The sequence below is a fragment of the Roseovarius sp. 217 genome, from assembly GCF_000152845.1.
Lineage (GTDB): Bacteria > Pseudomonadota > Alphaproteobacteria > Rhodobacterales > Rhodobacteraceae > Roseovarius.
Genome location: NZ_CH902584.1, coordinates 2,556,122 through 2,573,371 on the forward strand (window position 1 = coordinate 2,556,122; position 17,250 = coordinate 2,573,371).

At 61.4% G+C, this 17,250-nt stretch carries 17 protein-coding genes, 1 tRNA gene, 1 pseudogene and 1 riboswitch; of the genes and pseudogenes, 12 read left to right on the forward strand and 7 right to left on the reverse strand.

Going from position 1 to position 17,250, the window contains the following annotated elements:
• Positions 1-120: 120 nt before the first annotated feature.
• The 4 genes from ROS217_RS12150 to arsB are packed head-to-tail and all read left to right on the forward strand — an operon-like array spanning position 121 to position 4,218.
• Positions 121-960, forward strand: a complete 840-nt coding sequence (locus ROS217_RS12150) for an arsenate reductase/protein-tyrosine-phosphatase family protein (RefSeq protein ID WP_009818053.1) — start codon at positions 121-123, stop codon at positions 958-960.
• A complete protein-coding gene (locus ROS217_RS12155; protein WP_009818054.1) occupies positions 957-1,955 on the forward strand; it encodes an ArsJ-associated glyceraldehyde-3-phosphate dehydrogenase in 999 nt (332 codons plus the stop codon). Before ROS217_RS12150 ends, ROS217_RS12155 begins: the two co-directional genes overlap by 4 nt.
• On the forward strand, positions 1,952-3,214 hold the full coding sequence (arsJ, locus tag ROS217_RS12160; protein WP_009818055.1) for an organoarsenical effux MFS transporter ArsJ: 1,263 nt from the start codon (positions 1,952-1,954) through the stop codon (positions 3,212-3,214). Before ROS217_RS12155 ends, arsJ begins: the two co-directional genes overlap by 4 nt.
• Positions 3,211-4,218 carry an ACR3 family arsenite efflux transporter gene (gene arsB / locus ROS217_RS12165; RefSeq protein WP_009818056.1) on the forward strand — a complete coding sequence of 336 codons (1,008 nt, stop codon included), beginning with the start codon at positions 3,211-3,213 and terminating at the stop codon, positions 4,216-4,218. Before arsJ ends, arsB begins: the two co-directional genes overlap by 4 nt.
• 63 nt (positions 4,219-4,281) lie before the next feature.
• Here arsB and ROS217_RS12170 read toward each other — a convergent pair whose 3' ends face one another.
• Both ROS217_RS12170 and lipB read right to left on the reverse strand, forming a co-directional pair.
• Positions 4,282-4,671 carry a c-type cytochrome gene (locus tag ROS217_RS12170; RefSeq protein WP_009818057.1) on the reverse strand — a complete coding sequence of 130 codons (390 nt, stop codon included), beginning with the start codon at positions 4,669-4,671 and terminating at the stop codon, positions 4,282-4,284.
• A 97-nt stretch (positions 4,672-4,768) separates the two neighbouring features.
• Positions 4,769-5,452: a lipoyl(octanoyl) transferase LipB gene (gene lipB / locus ROS217_RS12175; RefSeq protein WP_009818058.1), complete on the reverse strand. Its 684-nt coding sequence runs from the start codon at positions 5,450-5,452 to the stop codon at positions 4,769-4,771.
• 82 nt (positions 5,453-5,534) lie between these two features.
• Here lipB and ROS217_RS12180 point away from each other — a divergent pair, with 82 nt between their 5' ends.
• Both ROS217_RS12180 and ROS217_RS12185 read left to right on the forward strand, forming a co-directional pair.
• Positions 5,535-6,866, forward strand: coding sequence for a peptidoglycan-binding domain-containing protein (locus ROS217_RS12180; RefSeq protein WP_040650564.1), 1,332 nt, complete (start codon positions 5,535-5,537; stop codon positions 6,864-6,866).
• A gap of 100 nt (positions 6,867-6,966) precedes the next feature.
• A tRNA-Leu gene (locus tag ROS217_RS12185) sits at positions 6,967-7,053 on the forward strand.
• Between the two features lie 93 nt (positions 7,054-7,146).
• Here ROS217_RS12185 and ROS217_RS12190 read toward each other — a convergent pair.
• Positions 7,147-7,812: an ArsR/SmtB family transcription factor gene (locus ROS217_RS12190; RefSeq protein ID WP_009818060.1), complete on the reverse strand. Its 666-nt coding sequence runs from the start codon at positions 7,810-7,812 to the stop codon at positions 7,147-7,149.
• Positions 7,813-7,896: 84 nt separating this feature from the next.
• On the opposite strand from ROS217_RS12190, the gene ROS217_RS12195 reads away from it, so the two are divergent.
• Positions 7,897-8,787: a sterol desaturase family protein gene (locus ROS217_RS12195; protein WP_009818061.1), complete on the forward strand. Its 891-nt coding sequence runs from the start codon at positions 7,897-7,899 to the stop codon at positions 8,785-8,787.
• Positions 8,788-8,828: 41 nt separating this feature from the next.
• Here the strand turns inward: ROS217_RS12195 and ROS217_RS12200 are convergent, their stop codons facing one another.
• Together ROS217_RS12200 and ROS217_RS12205 are read right to left on the reverse strand one after the other, a co-directional pair.
• A complete protein-coding gene (locus ROS217_RS12200; protein WP_050766433.1) occupies positions 8,829-9,185 on the reverse strand; it encodes a metallopeptidase family protein in 357 nt (118 codons plus the stop codon).
• 92 nt (positions 9,186-9,277) lie between these two features.
• Entirely contained in the window at positions 9,278-10,204 is a 927-nt protein-coding gene (locus ROS217_RS12205; protein WP_009818063.1) for an MBL fold metallo-hydrolase, read from the reverse strand.
• Positions 10,205-10,342: 138 nt separating this feature from the next.
• On the opposite strand from ROS217_RS12205, the gene ROS217_RS12210 reads away from it, so the two are divergent.
• Positions 10,343-11,674, forward strand: coding sequence for an MFS transporter (locus ROS217_RS12210; protein WP_009818064.1), 1,332 nt, complete (start codon positions 10,343-10,345; stop codon positions 11,672-11,674).
• A gap of 65 nt (positions 11,675-11,739) precedes the next feature.
• Entirely contained in the window at positions 11,740-13,065 is a 1,326-nt protein-coding gene (gltX, locus tag ROS217_RS12215; RefSeq protein ID WP_009818065.1) for a glutamate--tRNA ligase, read from the forward strand.
• Here the strand turns inward: gltX and ROS217_RS12220 are convergent.
• Both ROS217_RS12220 and ROS217_RS12225 read right to left on the reverse strand, forming a co-directional pair.
• On the reverse strand, positions 13,049-14,311 hold the full coding sequence (locus ROS217_RS12220) for a DUF2254 domain-containing protein (RefSeq protein ID WP_009818066.1): 1,263 nt from the start codon (positions 14,309-14,311) through the stop codon (positions 13,049-13,051). The genes gltX and ROS217_RS12220 overlap by 17 nt on opposite strands.
• A gap of 13 nt (positions 14,312-14,324) precedes the next feature.
• Positions 14,325-14,930 carry a gamma-glutamylcyclotransferase family protein gene (locus ROS217_RS12225; protein ID WP_009818067.1) on the reverse strand — a complete coding sequence of 202 codons (606 nt, stop codon included), beginning with the start codon at positions 14,928-14,930 and terminating at the stop codon, positions 14,325-14,327.
• Positions 14,931-14,989: 59 nt separating this feature from the next.
• Here ROS217_RS12225 and ROS217_RS12230 point away from each other — a divergent pair.
• From ROS217_RS12230 to gcvH, 3 genes and pseudogenes are all read left to right on the forward strand, one after another.
• Positions 14,990-15,441: pseudogene (locus ROS217_RS12230) on the forward strand (RrF2 family transcriptional regulator).
• A gap of 31 nt (positions 15,442-15,472) precedes the next feature.
• A riboswitch (glycine riboswitch) is annotated at positions 15,473-15,559 on the forward strand.
• A gap of 167 nt (positions 15,560-15,726) precedes the next feature.
• Positions 15,727-16,851: a glycine cleavage system aminomethyltransferase GcvT gene (gcvT, locus tag ROS217_RS12235; RefSeq protein ID WP_040650565.1), complete on the forward strand. Its 1,125-nt coding sequence runs from the start codon at positions 15,727-15,729 to the stop codon at positions 16,849-16,851.
• 21 nt (positions 16,852-16,872) lie between these two features.
• Positions 16,873-17,232 carry a glycine cleavage system protein GcvH gene (gcvH, locus tag ROS217_RS12240; RefSeq protein WP_009818071.1) on the forward strand — a complete coding sequence of 120 codons (360 nt, stop codon included), beginning with the start codon at positions 16,873-16,875 and terminating at the stop codon, positions 17,230-17,232.
• Positions 17,233-17,250 lie beyond the last annotated feature (18 nt).

The window sequence follows — 17,250 nt, forward strand, 5'->3', positions numbered from 1 at the left end:
GACCCACCGCATCAACCCGCGCCACGGTGCGCAATGAATGCGCACCCTACGGGGGGCGTCGCCCTACACCGTCACAAAACCTTCACTTGATATCCTCAATAATTCTAATATTCATGAATTATGGAAACAATTGCCCCCGCCCGTCTTGCAACCTTGGGTCATCCGCAGCGGCTGGCCATCTTCAGGCTGCTCATGCGCCGCTATCCGGACCGTGTCCCGGCGGGCGAATTGGCCACGGTGCTGGGCCTCAAGCCCTCGACCCTCTCCGCCTATCTCGCGGCCTTGATGCAGGCAGGGATGGTGGTGCAAGAGCGGGCCGGCACATCCCTGAGATATTCCATCGCCATGACAGAGGTGCGACGCACCTTCGATTACCTGCTCAACGATTGTTGTCGCGGGCGCCCGGATATCTGCGCGCCCTTTCCCACCCTCAGAGGAGGCCCCGATATGGCCCATCGCAAATACACCGTGCTCTTCATCTGCGTTGGCAATTCTGCCCGCTCGATCTTTGCCGAAACCATCCTGCGTGACATGGCCGGGGATCGGTTCACCGTCCATTCCGCCGGAACGCGGCCCTATTCCGAGCTCAATCCCTTTGCTCTGGAGGTCTTGCGCGCCAAGGGCCATGATGTGAGCCCGCTGCGTGCCAAGAACGTGTCAGAGTTCACAGACCCCGATGCGCCGGCGCTCGACTTTGTTTTTACCGTCTGCGACACGGCCGCCAACGAGGAGTGCCCGGCTTGGGAAGGTCAGCCGGTCAGCGCCCATTGGGGCATGCCCGATCCGGTCAAGGTCGACGGCACGGAGGCGCAGAAAAGCCTTGCGTTTCAACAGGCTTATGGCGCGCTCCGCAACCGGATCACCGCCTTTGCGGCGCTGCCCATCGACACATTGGATCGTGTCAGTCTGCAAGCGGCGGTCGATGATATTGCGCGGCAGGGCGCGGGGCAGGGCGCATGACGGTCTATGCGATCAACGGTCTTGGGCGGATCGGCAAGCTGATCCTTAAGCCGCTGATCGCGCGGGGGGCCAAGATCGCCTGGATCAACGACGCGGTGGGCGATGCCGCCATGCACGCCCATCTGCTCGAATTCGATACGGTGCATGGGCGCTGGGACGCACGTTTCGGCCATGACGAGGGCGCGGTGATCATCGACGGCACGCGCCTGCCTTTTGTCGGCGCGCGCGACCTCGGCGACCTGCCCTTGGCAGGCGTTGATGTTGTGATCGACTGCACCGGTGTTTTCAAGACCGAGGCCAAGATCGCGCCTTACTTTGCGGCGGGCGTCAAGAAGGTCGTCGTGTCCGCCCCGGTCAAGGATGGCGATGCGGCCAATATTGTTTACGGCGTCAATCACGAGATTTATGAGCCTGCACGGCACCGCATCGTGACGGCGGCAAGCTGCACCACGAATTGCCTCGCCCCGGTGGTCAAGGTGCTGCATGAGAGCATTGGCATCAAACATGGCTCGATCACCACGATCCATGACGTGACCAACACTCAGACCATCGTGGATCGCCCTGCCAAGGACCTGCGCCGCGCGCGCTCGGCGCTCAATTCTCTGATCCCCACCACCACGGGCAGTGCCACGGCGATCACACTGATTTACCCCGAGTTGAAAGGCCGATTGAACGGCCACGCCGTGCGCGTGCCGCTGCTGAATGCGTCGATCACCGATTGTGTCTTTGAAATGGAACGCGAGACAAGTGTCGAGGAGGTGAACGCGCTGTTCAAATCCGCAGCCGATGGGCCGCTTGCGGGAATTCTGGGCTATGAAACACGCCCGCTGGTTAGCGCCGATTACACCAATGACACCCGCTCTGGCATCGTCGATGCGTCCTCGACCATGGTGGTGAATGGCACGCAGGTGAAGGTTTATGTCTGGTATGACAACGAGATGGGCTATGCGCACCGCTTGGTCGATGTGGCCTGCATGGTCGGGGACAGCCTGTGACCACACGCCCCGAAGGCCTCAGCGCCTATATCGCCGTCACGGCGGCCTATTGGGCCTTTATGCTCAGCGATGGCGCGCTGAGGATGCTGGTGCTCTTGCATTTTCACACGCTGGGGTTCAGCCCGATGCAACTGGCCTATCTCTTTGTTTTGTATGAGGTCGCGGGGATGGTGACGAACCTCTCGGCGGGCTGGATTGCGGCGCGGTTCGGGCTGACGGCGACGCTCTACGCCGGGCTTGGCCTGCAAGTGGGGGCGCTCATTGCGCTGGCGCAACTTGACCCGACGTGGAGCCTTGCTCTCTCGGTGGGCTTTGTGATGGGCGTGCAAGGCGCGTCCGGCGTAGCCAAGGATTTGGCCAAGATGTCCTCGAAATCCGCGGTCAAGCTGTTGGCGCCCAAGGAGGACGGCGGCCTCTTTCGCTGGGTGGCGGTGCTCACCGGCTCCAAGAACGCGGTTAAGGGCGTTGGGTTTCTGTTGGGGGCAGCGCTCTTGGCGGGGATCGGGTTCGTGGGCGCGGTCTGGGCCATGGCGGGGGTGCTGGCGGTGATCCTGATTACCGTGGTCCTTGCCATGCCACCGGGCCTGCCACGCGGGCGCAAGGGCGCGAAATTCTCGGAAATCTTTTCGAAATCGGCCAATGTGAACTGGCTGAGCGCGGCGCGCGTGTTCCTTTTTGGCGCACGAGATGTGTGGTTCGTGGTGGGCATTCCGATCTATTTCTACGGCGTCTTGTCGGACGGGTCCGAGGCGGGCAACCGCGCGGCGTTCTTTCTGATCGGCAGCTTCATGGCGGGCTGGATCATCCTCTATGGCGCGGTGCAGGCCTCGGCCCCCAAGATATTGCGCGCCAAATCGCGACCTGAGGCGGCCCTGATCGCGGCGGCGCGGAGCTGGGCGCTTGCCCTCTGCGCGGTGCCTGCGGTGCTGACCGCGCTGGCGCTGATGGCAGGGGGGGCGCAGACGTGGCTCACGATGGCGCTGGTGGCGGGGTTGCTGGTCTTTGGCGCAATTTTTGCGGTCAATTCGGCGCTGCATTCCTATTTGATCCTTGCCTTTACCCGTGCCGAGCGGGTGACAATGGATGTGGGTTTCTATTACATGGCCAATGCCGCTGGGCGGCTCTTGGGCACGCTGCTCTCGGGGCTGACCTATCAGCTGGGTGGGCTTGCGCTGATGCTGGGGGTGGCGACAGGGATGGTCGCGCTGTCGGCTCTGGCGGCGGGGCGGCTGGGTCTACAGGAAAAGGCAGAGGCATGAGCGGTTTCGAGCGCTATCTGACAGTCTGGGTGGCCCTCGCCATGGCGGCGGGTGTTATCCTTGGGCTTGTGGCACCGGGTCTCATCGCGGCGATTGCGGCGGCAGAGGTGGCGCGGGTCAATCTGGTGGTGGCGGTGTTGATCTGGGCCATGGTCTATCCGATGATGGTCGGCGTCGATCCCACGAGCCTGGGCCAAGTGGCGCGCCAACCTCGGGGGCTTGCGATTACGCTGGTGGTCAATTGGCTGATCAAGCCCTTCAGCATGGCGGCCTTGGCGGTGCTGTTCTTTGAGGGTGTCTTCGCCGATCTGATTGCCCCCGCCGACGCACAGCAATATATCGCCGGGCTGATCCTCTTGGGCGCTGCCCCCTGCACGGCGATGGTGTTTGTCTGGTCGCAACTGACCAAGGGCGACGAGAGCTATACGCTCTTGCAGGTGTCGGTCAACGATGTGGTGATGGTCTTTGCCTTTGCGCCGCTCGTGGCGTTTCTGCTGGGCGTCACGGATATCGTCGTGCCCTGGGAAACGCTGGTTCTGTCGGTGCTGCTCTTTGTGGCGCTGCCGCTGGCGGCGGGGTTGCTCACGCGGCGCAGGCTAGGGTCAGAGGCGCGGATTGCGGCGTTTCAGGCGCGGGTGAAACCGTGGTCGATCCTCGGGTTGATCGCAACGGTGGTGATCCTCTTTGGCCTGCAGGGCCGGGTCATTGTCGAGCGGCCAATGGTGATCGGGTTGATCGCGGTGCCCATTATCTTGCAAAGCTACGGGATTTTCGTGCTGGCCTATGTGGCGGCCTGGCTGCTCAAAGTGCCGCACCGGATCGCAGCCCCCTGTGCGTTGATCGGGACGTCGAATTTCTTTGAGCTCGCGGTGGCAGTGGCCATCTCGCTCTTTGGGCTCAATTCCGGCGCGGCGCTGGCCACAGTGGTCGGCGTGCTGGTCGAGGTGCCGGTGATGCTGTCGCTGGTGGCACTGGCCAACCGAACGCGGGCGCGGTTTACCTGAGCCTGGTCAAGAAAAAACCCCGCGCGGTGGCGCGGGGCTATACGCCTTGCGGCATTTCGTTTCTTACTGCGAGAAGGTCGCGAGATAGGCGGCCACGTCCTCGGCCCCCTTGGCGAGCTTGAAGGTCATCTTCGAGCGGCTGCCAAGATATTCACTCGGGTCTTTGACATAGGCTGCAAGCTCTGCCTCATCCCAAACCAGCCCGTCTGCGCCTTTGGCGGCCAGACCGTCAGAATACTTGAAGTCCTCGACGCTGCCCGCCGCGCGGCCGATCACGCCATAGAGGTTCGGGCCGGTCTTGCCGCCCTTCACGATGGTTTCGCTGTCAGAGGCGATCATGTGGCAGGCTTTGCATTTATTGAATTCTTTTTCGCCTTTGGCGGCGTCGCCTGCGGCGAAGGCGGGCAGGGAGAGCGCCACGAGCGTGGCGGAAGCGGCGAGAAGTGTCTTCATAAGCTACCTCATTGGGGTTTGGTTGCGTTCCGGGTGTAACCATAGCCCGACTGCTTCGGCTTGCAACCTCCAACTTTGGTAGCGGCGTTGGTCGGCCTCAGTCAAATATCTGTGAAAAGCGCCGTCGCAGAGCCACATCAAGGTCGGCCATGGTGACCGGAAGACCTAGGTCCACGAGAGAGGTCACGCCGTGGTCTGTGATCCCGCAGGGCACGATGCCGGTGAAATGCTCCAGGTCGGGTTCGACGTTGATCGAGATACCGTGAAAGCTGATCCATTTGCGCAGGCGGATGCCGATGGCGGCGATCTTGTCCTCAGCCGGTTGGCCTGTGGCTGTGAGTGGCTTGTCCGGTCGGGTGACCCAGACCCCCACGCGACCCGGTCGTATTTCCCCAATCACATTGAATTCGGCCAAGGTCGCGATGACCCAGCCTTCCAGTTGGCGCACGAAGCAACGCACATCGCGGCCGCGCTTGCCCACGTCGAGCATGATGTAGATGACGCGCTGACCGGGGCCATGATAGGTATACTGCCCGCCGCGTTTGGCCTCATAGACCGGAAAACGGTCAGGATCGGTCAGGTCTGCCGGTTTGGCCGAGGTGCCGGCGGTATAAAGTGGCGGATGCTCCAGAAGCCAAATTGCCTCGGCTGCGGTGCCGTCGGCGATTCGCGCAACGCGCTCCTCCATCGCGGCTACGGCCACCGGATAGGGCACAAGATCGGCGGAGAGGTGCCATTCCACGCCGGTTTGGTCGATTGCAATGGGGGTTTCGAGCGGCAAGGTTTGACTCTGTCTACGTGTGAGGGAAAACTTGTGGTAGATTGTCCTATCGAGTTTTGCACCTGCTTAGGGGAGATGAGAGATGTTTTCAAAACGAATTATGATGGCTGCATTGGCGGCATCGGTAGCAATGCCTGCGGGCGTTGCCCATGCGGATTTCAAGGATGGACTGGTCGGGGGGCTGGTTGGTGGTGCCGTCAGTGGCATCATCGTGAACGAAAGCGCCAAGGCGCGGGAACGCAAACAACAAACCACGACCACGACGCGGCGGGTCTATCAGGCTCCCGTCAACACGGTCGAGCGCCAGCAAGTCCGCGAAGAACAGACAGCGCTGAATTACTTTGGCTTTCCGGCAGGGTCGCCTGATGGCGTGCGCGGACGCAACACCCGCGACGCGGCGGCGCAGTTTCAGGCGCATATGGGCTATCCGGCGACCGGCTATCTGGCCGATTACGAGCGTCAGTTTTTGATCAGCTCGTATTACCGCGCACAGAGCAGCGGAGCGGCCACCGCGCAGTTGATCGCGCAACGCGGACAGGGGACGCGCGGATTGTTGCATGCCTATCGCGACGAGGCCGTCGGCGTGCCGACCTATGCGGCGGCCCCCGTGCCTGTGCCTGCTGCCCCTTCGCCGGTGATGGCCTCCATTCCAGAGGCGGCGCAGGTGCCGGCAGCAAGCACGGCCCCGGCTGCAGTCGGGTTTGCCGCGCTGCCAAATCTCATGGCTTCTGGTGGCGAGGGGCCATCGCTGGCGTCGCATTGCAATCAGGTCAGCCTGATCACCAATTCTAACGGCGGTTTTGTAACTGCGGCGTCGCTGGGCGATTCGCGCGTTGCGTTGAACGAGCAGTTCTGCCTCGCACGCACCTATGCGATTGCCGAAGGCGAGACGATGGCGGCCGCTCTCAAGGGCGTGACACCGGCACAACTCGAAGAACAGTGCCGCGCCTTTGAGCCTGCGATGCGGGATCATGTGGCGGCGCTCTCGCTGAATTCACGCGAAGAGGTCGTGCAGAACGTGCGCGGTTTCGTGCTCCAATCGGGGCAATCCCCGGCGCAATTGTCGGGAACGGCGAAAATCTGCCTTTCGGTGGGCTACCGCATCGACAACATGAATGTGGCGCTTGGCTCTGCCCTTTTGCTCACAGCCTTGGGTGAGGAACCTTACGGTGAGCTGATGGGACATCACCTGAACGAAGGCTTTGGCACAACGCGGCGGCCAGATCTGGCCCTGGCATGGTATCAAGGGGCTGTTGAGGCGATCGAGCGCGGCGCAGAGCCCGTTTTCGCCCCCGGCAACACCGAGCGCACCGGGCTTTTGCGCAAGGCGGCGTTCAAAACACAGGGCGCAGCGGCGGGCGCATCAGAGAGCGTGCAGCCGGTTGCAACCCTGCCGACATTCAAGCTGGAATAGGCGCGCAGCCCATCGTTTGAAAAACCGGAGGGGCAATGTGTTTTGCCCCTTCACAAGCCTGATTAGTTTGCATATACGGCCCGGACCTACCTGATCACGTGCGGTCGTGGCGGAATTGGTAGACGCGCAGCGTTGAGGTCGCTGTGGGGTAACACCCGTGGAGGTTCGAGTCCTCTCGACCGCACCATTTCACCCTCTTGGGTGACAGTTTGATCAAGAGTAGTTCCCCCTATATCAAGTGTTTATGCCGTATATTGCGGTGGCTCATAGGCGTGTTCCGTCACGCAGAGCCGTGCTGCACAGCACGCCCGTCTTCGCGCCACTCGGGCAGGCCACCGAGCAAACGGCGGGCGTTCAGGCCGCGTTGGCGCAAGAGGCTGACAGCCTGATGTGCATAGAGACAATAGGGCCCACGGCAATAGGCGATGATTTCGCGGCTTGGATCGAGCGACGCGATCAATGTCTCGAGTTCCCCAAGGCTGACCCGCCGCGCGCCGGGAATATGACCGGCGGCAAATTCGTCTTCGGGCCGAATGTCGAGCAGGGTGACGGCACCGATGGTCAAGCGTTCGGCAAGCTCGGCGCGGGTGAGGGGTTCAGGTGTCGGGGCGTCGCCGGACAGCCCATCCAGAATCACTGTCACCTGCGCCAGATTGGTTTCGGCCACCTCGCTCATTAACCCCATGAGCGTGATCGTGCGCGCGTCGCGCAGCGCATAGATCACCGTCTTGCCCGCACGGCGGCTGGTGACAAGGCCGGCACGGCGCAGCTGTTGCAGGTGCTGCGAGGTATTGGCCACCGTTAGTCCGGTCTTGTGCGCCAGTGTCTCGACCGAAGCCTCGGTCTGCGCCAGTTGTTCCAAGAGCATCAGCCGCGCAGGTGCGGCAAGAGCCTGCGCGATGAGGGCATATTCCTGCAAGAGCGCCTGTTTCGGGCTTGTTGACATGGCGGCGGTGCCTCTCTAATCATTCAAGTGATGACTTGAATCATAAGGACTCCGCGTCACCGCGCAAGCCTGAAAGGCCCGCCCATGTCCGAAACGATCCTGAGCGCAGAGCCTGTGATCCGTCTGTCGGTGTTTCTGGCGCTGTTGGTTGTCATGATGATCTGGGAACTGACCGCGCCGCGCCGCAGACAAGAGATCCCGCGCGTGATCCGTTGGACCAACAATCTGGGCCTCGTGGTCTTGGATACGGTCATTCTGCGGCTGACTTTTCCGGTTCTCGCGGTCGGTCTGGCGGTGATCGGGGCAGAGCGGGGATGGGGCCTCTTCAACAATTTGGCCGTGCCCGAATGGGTCGCGATCGTTGTCTCGGTTCTGCTGCTTGATCTCGCGATCTACCTGCAACACGTGATGTTCCATGCTGTGCCGGGGCTGTGGCGGCTGCACCGGATGCACCATGCCGATCTGGAGTTTGACGCCACAACGGGCCTGCGCTTTCACCCGGTCGAGATTGTGATGTCGATGGCGATCAAGCTGGCAATGGTGGCGGCGCTCGGTCCGCCAGCGTTGGCGGTGCTGATTTTTGAGGTGCTGCTCAATGGAACGGCGCTGTTCAATCATGGGAATGTGAACGTGCCTCAATCTGTGGATCGCTGGCTGCGCCTGATTGTGGTGACGCCGGATATGCACCGGGTGCATCATTCGAGTGATCCACGCGAGACCAATTCCAATTACGGCTTTAACCTGCCGTGGTGGGATCGCCTATTGGGCACCTATGTGGCGCAGCCTGCGCGCGGTCATGCCGCGATGCAGATCGGGATCGAGCAATTCCGCACGCGGCGCGACCTGTGGCTCGACCGGATGCTGGTGCAACCGCTGCGCGGTCCGGCCTCTGGTCATGCGCTTGCCAAGCCTGACGCCGAGGCGGGGGATATGAAAGAGGGTGCCGCGCTTTCGACACCTAGCCCCAAGTGCTGAGCGCCGCTGTACGGATCATGGACCGGCTGATCTGAGCCCGGTCATTCCCACCAGCGGTCGACGGTGGCGATATCCTCGTCCGACCAGCCGAAGTGGTGCGCGACTTCATGCACCACCACATGGGTTATCAGGTCGGTCAACTCAATATCGCCGCGCTCGCGCCACTCTGCAAGGATAGGCTCTCGGAAAATCCAGATTGTGTCTGGACCAAGTGGTTGGTCGAATTGGGATTTTTCTGTCAGCGGGATGCCTTCGTAGAGGCCGGTGAGATCGAGAGGGTCGTCGATCTGCATCTCTTTGAGCACATGCGCTGGCGGCCAGTCCACAACAAGCAGAGCCACCTCCTGCGCTGCTTGGCGGAAGGCAGCAGGGAGGCTGGCCATCGCCGTGCGGGCCATATCCTCGACTGCGGTGAGATCGGGCAGAGCGTGATGCGTGGCCGGGATATGGGGCGTTGGGGCGGAAATGTAAATCCGCCCCAACGGTCGGATCAGAGCATCAGCTGATAACTGGAAGGCACGTATTGGAACCCGTCGCCGCGCGTTTCGACATAGCCCACGGCGGGGAAGGGCATGTGATAGCCGATGAACGGCACCTTATCGGTGGCGAGCATGTCCAAAACCTTGCGTCGGGTGACGGCGGCCTGCGCCTTGTCCATGTCGAATTTCACCTCCCAATCGGGGTACCCAAGCGACCAGACATAGTGATTGGCGAAATCGGCGGCGATCACCAGCGATTTGCCTGCGCTCTCGATCATATAAGCGGTATGGCCGGGGGTATGGCCCGGGGCGGACATGGCGGTGATGCCCGAAGCCACGCTGGCCCCGTCGCCGATCATCTCGGTCTTTTCGGCCAAGGGACGCATCTTGGCCTCAAAATTCTCATTGGAGGCGCCGGCCCAATGGTCGAACTCTGTGCTGGCTGTCACGTAGCGGGCATTGGGGAACGTCACCGAACCGCCTTCACCCGTCAGCCCACCGATGTGATCGCCGTGCATATGGGTGATGACCACAACATCGACCTGATCAGGGGTATAACCCGCAGCGGCAAGCGCGCCGGTGATGGCATCGGGATTGAGTCCGGTGTCAAACAGCACCAGTTCCGTGCCGGTGTTGATCACGGTCGGGGTAAAGAAGAACTGCGCCTGATCCGTTGGGATATTGTGGGCGGCAGAAGCCTCGGCAAACTCTTCGGCAGTCACATTGAGACCAAAGATGGTATGCGGATCGGGACGCGGCATGGTGGCGGCGAGCAGTGTGGTTACTTCGAACTCGCCGAGCGGCACGCGGTTGAAGCGGGTTGTGGCCGCGCCCAGCATCGGCGCTGCTGCGCGCGCGGATGTTCCGGCGATACCGGCCAGCGGGAGGGCGGCAGCCGAGCCCAGAACGGCGCGGCGGGTGAGAGTGATGTGGGACATTAAAACCTCCTGTTTTTTGTTCCTCACAGAGAGTAGCGTAATTTGATGTAGTGCAATTAACGTTCACACAAAGTTGAGGTGTTGGCGGGTTTGTAAGCCTCACTTCAAAAGCCCCGCACCAAAGGCTAGCTTGCGGTCATGTTCACCGTTTTTCAAAACCGCGATTACGCCCGCCTGTTCTGTGCGCAGGTCGTGGCGTTGATTGGTACGGGCCTGCTCAGCGTTGCGCTTGGCCTCTTGGCCTATGATCTGGCGGGGGATCGCGCGGGGTTGGTTTTGGGTACTGCCTACACGATCAAGATGGTTGCCTATGTGGGACTGTCGCCCGTAGCGCAGGCCGTGGTGCAGCGCCTACCGCGCAAGGCTGTTCTGATCGCGGCGGACCTGTTGCGTGCGGGTGTCGGACTGTGCCTGCCTTTTGTGAGTGATCTGTGGCAGATCTACGCGTTGATTTTCATCTTGCAGGCTGCCTCGGCCACCTTCACCCCGGCCTATCAGGCGGTGCTGCCTGATGTGCTCCCGGATGAGCGGGACTATACACGCGCGCTGTCTTTGTCACGGATGGCCTATGATCTGGAGAATCTGGTCAGCCCGGCGCTTGCGGGCGTTTTGCTGATGGTGATGAGCTATCACTGGCTGTTTCTGGGCACGGTCGCGGGGTTTGTGGGGTCTGCGTTGCTGGTGGCTGTAACCGCAGTTCCGATGGTGCATGGCACGGTGGCCGATCGTCCGTTTCGCGAGCGTCTCTTTCGGGGGTTGCGCATTTACCTGGCCACACCCCGGCTGCGTGGGTTGTTGGCGCTCAATTTCGCGGCAGCCTCTGTCGGGGCATTCGTGCTTGTGAACACGGTGGTGCTGGTGCGGAGCGGTTATGGCGGGAGCGAGAGTGACCTGGCGCTGGCCATGGCCGCCTTTGGGGCGGGGTCCATGGGTGCCGCGTTGATGCTGCCGCGGCTGCTGAATCATTTCACCGACCGGTGGCTGATGGTGGTCGCCGCGCGGGGCTTGATTATTGTGGCATTAGTCATGGGGGCGGTGCTTTGGCGTGGTGGGGTAACGGACTGGGGCGTGTTTCTACTGATTTGGGCCATGATCGGGTTTCTTTACTCTGGCGTTCTCACGCCGTCGGGGCGGCTTTTGCGGCGCTCAGTCCATGCCGAGGATCGCCCGGCCATCTTTGCCGCGCAATTCGCGCTCAGCCATGCCTGCTGGTTGGTGAGCTACCCATTGGCCGGCTGGTTGGGGCAGGTGCTTGGGATGGGGCTGGCCCTGTTGCTGCTGGCCGGTTTGGCGGTTTTGGGGCTGCTTGCAGCGGCGTGGCTATGGCCTGCCGACCTGCTGGACGCGCCCCGGCATGAGCATCCCGATCTGCCGCTCGATCATCCGCATTTGCGCGCCCATGGCGGCCGCAGGCATGTGCACCCTGTGGTGATTGACGATGAACATCGCGTTTGGCCCACTCAAGGCTGATCCGCCGCAATCTGGACAATCGGGCACGGCTGTGACACATCGCGCGACAGAGTCAGGAGACGCCCATGATCACCACCCGTTTCGCCCCGTCGCCCACCGGATACATCCATGTTGGCAATCTGCGCACCGCGCTGATGAACTATCTTATTGCCCGGCGCGCGGGGGGCACGTTTATCCTGCGGATCGACGATACTGACGCCGAACGCTCGAAAGAAGCCTATGTCGATGCGCTCAAGCAGGATCTGGAATGGCTGGGTCTGCATTGGGACCGGATCGAGAGGCAATCGCTGCGACTTGACCGCTATGCCGAAGCGGCGGACAAGCTGCGCAGCATGGAGCGGTTCTATGAGGCGTTCGAGACACCGACGGAACTTGACCTCAAGCGCAAGAAGCAGCTCAACATGGGCCGCCCGCCGGTCTATGATCGAGCAGCTCTTGCCTTGAGCGATGCGGAGAAGGACAAGCTGCGCGCCGAGCGGGGCACCGGTGTGTGGCGGTTCAAGCTCATTCAAGAGCGGATCGAATGGCATGACGGCATCTTGGGCGATATTTCGATTGATGCGGCCTCGGTCAGTGATCCGGTGCTCATTCGTGGCGATGGTCAGGTGCTCTATACACTGGCTTCGGTGGTGGATGATGTCGACATGGGCGTCACGCATATCGTGCGCGGCTCTGATCATGTGACCAACACCGCCACGCAAATTCAGATCATCGAGGCCTTGGGCGCGACCCCGCCGCACTTCGCGCATCACTCGCTCTTGACGGGTCCGCAAGGCGAGGCGCTGTCCAAACGTCTGGGCGCGCTATCGCTGCGCGATCTGCGGGCGCAGGGGGTAGAGCCGATGGCGCTGCTCAGCCTGATGGCGCGTCTTGGTTCCGCCGATCCGGTGGAATTGCGCAGTGAGATGGCAGAGTTGATCGAGGGCTTTGATATCGAGCGGTTTGGCTCTGCGCCGACCAAGTTCGACGAGACTGACCTATTTCCGCTTACCGCGCGTCATCTGGCGGCGCTGCCGTTCGAGGCGGTGGCGGGCAAGATTGCGGAAATTGGCGTGCCCGACGCACTGGCCCCGCAATTCTGGGAGGTCACGCGCGAGAATATCACCACGCTCAAGGATCTTGAGGGGTGGTGGGTGCTCTTCCGTGACGGGGCAGATCCGGTCATCGAGGACGAGGATCGAGCGTTCGTCGCGCAAGCGCTCGCGCTCTTGCCCGAGGGTCCGTATGACACTGAAACTTGGGGTAAATGGACCGCGACTGTCAAAGAGGCCACGGGTCGCAAGGGCAAAAGCCTCTTTATGCCGCTGCGCATGGCCCTGACGGGGCAGGCGCATGGGCCGGAAATGGCGCAGGTGCTGCCGCTCTTGCAGGCGATCAAGACGAAGGGCTGAGAACCGCAGCGCGTAACCGCGACTTGTCACGCTCAAGGGGCAGCGCTAATTCAGCATGTTCCAATGCGTGCTGCGCCATGTCACGTGCTGCCTCGGCCAAATCACGGTCAGGTGTGGCGGCAAGGCGCGCAAGCGCGTCTTGCAGGCGCAGCGCCACCTCGATCTGACCGGCCCCATCGCGGGCCACCCCCAGAAACGCGTTCTCAATCATCGCCGCGCGCGAGATATCAGGCATAAAGAGGCGCGGAAAGCGCGGGCTGGTTTCGTTGGGTGTGGCATTGGCCCAATCGAGCAAGAGTTTCTCCTGACGGCAAACAACGGCGATTGCGGTGCCCGGATCATTGATCCCCGGTGAAAGCGCCCGTGACGCGGTTTCGGAGAGAACCAGAAGCCCGTAAGCCGCATCCTGTTCAAAGCTGCGGTTTGCGGCGATGGTCAGGCTCTGGCCGATGGTGTTTGCGTCGTCCTCATGCAGACCCGTGGCATGGCCGATGGTCTGACCTTTGATCAAATAGTCGCCGGGTCGAACATAGATGTAGACGCGGGTCTGATCCGTTTTCAGCCTTTCGCTGATGGCATGCATGTCGATCAATTGCAGATACCCGGTGGCCGGGGCTTTGAGAGGCCGCGCGTCGGTAGGCAAGACAGTGGACGCGGTCAGGCACCTTGCACCAAGGGCGGGAAGATTACGAGCGCGGACCAGGCAGTGATGCGCCTCTTGCTCGATGGAATGAAGCGTCGCGTCCATGCTGCCCAGATCGCTCAATCGGTTGATCCACCGCAAAAGCGCCAGAACCACCAGCACCACCACCACCACGGTAAAGCCCAGCACCAATACGCTGGCCCCTTCGGGATAAAAGCCCGACTTGAAGAGGATGATGGCGCTCAGCGCATAGACAAAGGCGCCGATGAAAGTCGCCAGAACCGTGTGGGTGGTTGTGTCTGCCAATAGAATTCTGTGAACCCTCGGCGTGGTCTGTCCGGCGGCGGCATTATGTGCCGTCACCATGACATTGAGAGAGAAGGTGCTCACCGCCAGCATGCTAGAGGCTAGAATTGTCAGGATCGGCATCACGGCATCTGGCGTGAAGCGTTCCTTCAGAGTGTTGGGGATGTGCTGGTTGAGCAAAATGGCAGCCGCAGAGGCCAGCACCGCCAATAGGGCAAAGAGCGCGACCCTGAGCCAGAGTTTGCGGCTGAAGCGCAGGAGATAGAGGGCCGTGGTTGAAAGGATCTGAATTTTCACGCGCGGCCCTTTGTCAATCGGAATGGTCTATGAGAGAGACGCCCAACCGGTCCAGGTGATCGTCCGTCTGAGTGCGCTCAAACGTGCTGAGGTTTTGGTGACGGGGATAGAGCGGTTTTGCTCGATCGTCCAGAACGGGCGCGTCCCAGCCGAGAGTGGTGTCAAAGAAACGCTGCACGCCCGCTACGCCAAACTCGTGCAAATAGCCTTGGACGACAACGTCGAGATAGCTGAGCAAAATTGGATGCGCCTGCGTTGGCGCACCGTGATACCCATCCGGGATCGTGTAGACAGCGATGTTCGGGGTATGAGGAAGGGTGTGGCGCACCTGATGGGTTGCCGTCGCGCGGACATAAGCCGCCTCGCGGAGATCAAGCGCGGGCCAGTCGGCCTCGGGCACGGGGGCGATGAGCCCGTCAATTTCCGCCTCCGGCTCGGGCACAACCGTCAGATAGGCCACAGGCCGCAGGTTCGTGTGTCGCCAAACCCGCCGCCATCCTGTCAGTTGCGCGGGAATTGCACTTGCAAAGGCGTGGCTCGCGCGGTTCACGAGGCTGCCGTATCCAAAGAAATATGAGTTTCCAATCAAGGTTTCTGTCCCGGTTTTGATCTGAATCATGGTCACATGCCCGTTTCGACGCAAGGCTTGCCGCAGTCAATCAGAGGTCAGGGCCAATCATGCGGATCACCAAACGGACCAATATCGCCATTCGGCTGTTGATGTTTTGCGCCTCGAACAATGACCGTCTCGTCACCAAAGCCGAGATTGCCGAGCGCTGCAACACATCTGAGAGCCATTTGGCGCAGATCATCAATCGACTGTCACAGTTGGGTTTCCTCTATACCCAGCGTGGGCGCACGGGCGGCGTGCGCCTCGGGCGTCCGATGACAGAGATCACTGTGGGCGATGTATTTCGTCAGTTGGAGCAGAACACGCCAGTGGCGGAATGCTTTGCCGATGTGGACAACACCTGTCCTTGACAGAGGCCTGCCGCCTTCGCGTGGCATTGGTCGATGCGGTCGAGGCGTTCTATGCCCATCTTGACGAGGTGACGCTGGATGCGCTCGTCTGCGATAATCAGGCGCTCTTCACGATATTTTCAGCGGCCCCCTGTCTCAAACAGGCTTGAACTGGTGCGCGCTGTATACTAGCGTCCACCGCAGATCGGATAGGGAGAACTGGCACATGCCAGTGCCGAAGGAGCAACCGCCCCGGAAACTCTCAGGCGCAAGGACCTGCCCGATCACGGAACTCTGGAGAGACCCCGATCTTGTGCGGGGCGCCGACGGGATAGCGATCTCAGGCGAAAGGACAGAGGGGGCATCGTGGCGCGACCTGTGATGGGTTTTGCGCTTTGGCGGTGCCGGACTGATCAACAGATGATCCGGACCCAAAGGCAAAGGGAAGGATGCGGATGTCTGATTTGCACATGACACCACTGAATGCGTTGCACCGCGAATTGGGCGCCAAGATGGTGCCCTTTGCGGGGTATGAGATGCCTGTGCAATATCCGCTTGGTGTCATGAAGGAACATCTTCATTGCCGCGCCAAGGCGGGGCTGTTTGACGTGAGCCACATGGGTCAGGTGATCCTGCGCGCGCCGGGTGGATATGCCGCCGTCGCGCAGGCAATGGAGCGGTTGGTGCCCGTCGACCTGTTGGGTCTTGGCGTGATGCGGCAACGCTATGGCATGTTCACAAATGAAACGGGCGGCATTCTCGACGATCTGATGCTGGCCAACCGGGGCGACCATATGTTCGTCGTGGTCAACGCCGCGTGCAAGGCCGCCGACATCGCGCATATGCGCACAGGTCTGACAGGGGTTGAGGTCACGGAAATCTCGGACCGCGCGCTGCTGGCCTTACAAGGTCCCGCCGCTGAGGCAGTGTTGGTGGCATTGGTGCCGGATGTGGCCGCGATGAGGTTCATGGATGTCGGAATTTTCGGCTCAGAGTTCGGTGAGCTGTGGATTTCGCGCTCGGGGTACACGGGCGAGGATGGTTATGAGATTTCGATGCCCGAGACGCAGGCAGAACCGCTCGCGCGCGCGCTCTTGGCGCATGAGGATGTCGAGCCAATTGGATTGGGCGCGCGCGACAGCCTGCGGCTCGAGGCGGGATTGTGCCTTTATGGCCATGACATAGACACTGGCACGACGCCGGTTGAAGCAAGCCTGAGTTGGGCAATTCAGAAGGTCCGCCGCTCGGGTGGCGCGCGTGCAGGTGGATTTCCGGGTGCCGAGCGTGTCCTGAGCGAACTGCATGAGGGCGCATCCCGCGCCCGCGTCGGCCTGCGTCCAGAGGGGCGCGCGCCGATGCGCGAGGGAACGATGCTTTTTGCAGATGTCGAAGGAGTCGAGCCTGTAGGTCATGTAACCTCTGGCGCGTTCGGCCCGAGCATCGAGGCGCCTATGTCAATGGGCTATGTACCGCAGCGTCTCGCCGCTGAGGGCACAGAGCTATACGGTGAGGTGCGCGGCAAGCGCATGGCCGTTCGGGTGGCCAGACTGCCCTTTACCCCCGCCACTTTCAAACGCTGAGCAACAGGGAGCCGGAAAGCGATGAAATTTACTGAAGAACATGAGTGGCTGCGCGTCGAAGATGACGTCGTGGTCGTGGGCATCACCGAGCATGCCAGTGAGCAACTCGGCGATGTGGTCTTTGTCGACCTGCCCGAGGTGGGTCGCGAGGTGGTCAAGGATGATGGCGTTGTGGTGATCGAAAGCGTCAAGGCAGCCTCGGATATTCTTGCCCCCATCGACGGTGAGATCGTCGAGGTCAACGAGGCCTTGCTGGATGATCCGGGCAAGGTGAATGAGGATCCAATGGGCGATGCCTGGTTTTTCAAGATCAAACCCGCCGATCCCAGCCAGATGGACGAGTATATGGATGAGGCCGCCTATCAGGCCCATATCGCCTGAACCCGCCTGCCGGAGGTG

Excerpts from the sequence above, each read along its gene's own strand:
- ROS217_RS12150 (WP_009818053.1), top strand. The coding sequence starts at position 121 with ATGGAAACAATTGCCCCCGCCCGTCTTGCAACCTTGGGTCATCCGCAG.
- ROS217_RS12155 (WP_009818054.1), top strand. The coding sequence starts at position 957 with ATGACGGTCTATGCGATCAACGGTCTTGGGCGGATCGGCAAGCTGATC.
- arsB (WP_009818056.1), top strand. The coding sequence starts at position 3,211 with ATGAGCGGTTTCGAGCGCTATCTGACAGTCTGGGTGGCCCTCGCCATG.
- ROS217_RS12170 (WP_009818057.1), bottom strand. The coding sequence starts at position 4,671 with ATGAAGACACTTCTCGCCGCTTCCGCCACGCTCGTGGCGCTCTCCCTG.
- ROS217_RS12180 (WP_040650564.1), top strand. The coding sequence starts at position 5,535 with ATGTTTTCAAAACGAATTATGATGGCTGCATTGGCGGCATCGGTAGCA.
- ROS217_RS12190 (WP_009818060.1), bottom strand. The coding sequence starts at position 7,812 with ATGTCAACAAGCCCGAAACAGGCGCTCTTGCAGGAATATGCCCTCATC.
- ROS217_RS12195 (WP_009818061.1), top strand. The coding sequence starts at position 7,897 with ATGTCCGAAACGATCCTGAGCGCAGAGCCTGTGATCCGTCTGTCGGTG.
- ROS217_RS12200 (WP_050766433.1), bottom strand. The coding sequence starts at position 9,185 with ATGGCCCGCACGGCGATGGCCAGCCTCCCTGCTGCCTTCCGCCAAGCA.
- ROS217_RS12205 (WP_009818063.1), bottom strand. The coding sequence starts at position 10,204 with ATGTCCCACATCACTCTCACCCGCCGCGCCGTTCTGGGCTCGGCTGCC.
- ROS217_RS12210 (WP_009818064.1), top strand. The coding sequence starts at position 10,343 with ATGTTCACCGTTTTTCAAAACCGCGATTACGCCCGCCTGTTCTGTGCG.
- gltX (WP_009818065.1), top strand. The coding sequence starts at position 11,740 with ATGATCACCACCCGTTTCGCCCCGTCGCCCACCGGATACATCCATGTT.
- ROS217_RS12225 (WP_009818067.1), bottom strand. The coding sequence starts at position 14,930 with ATGATTCAGATCAAAACCGGGACAGAAACCTTGATTGGAAACTCATAT.
- gcvT (WP_040650565.1), top strand. The coding sequence starts at position 15,727 with ATGTCTGATTTGCACATGACACCACTGAATGCGTTGCACCGCGAATTG.
- gcvH (WP_009818071.1), top strand. The coding sequence starts at position 16,873 with ATGAAATTTACTGAAGAACATGAGTGGCTGCGCGTCGAAGATGACGTC.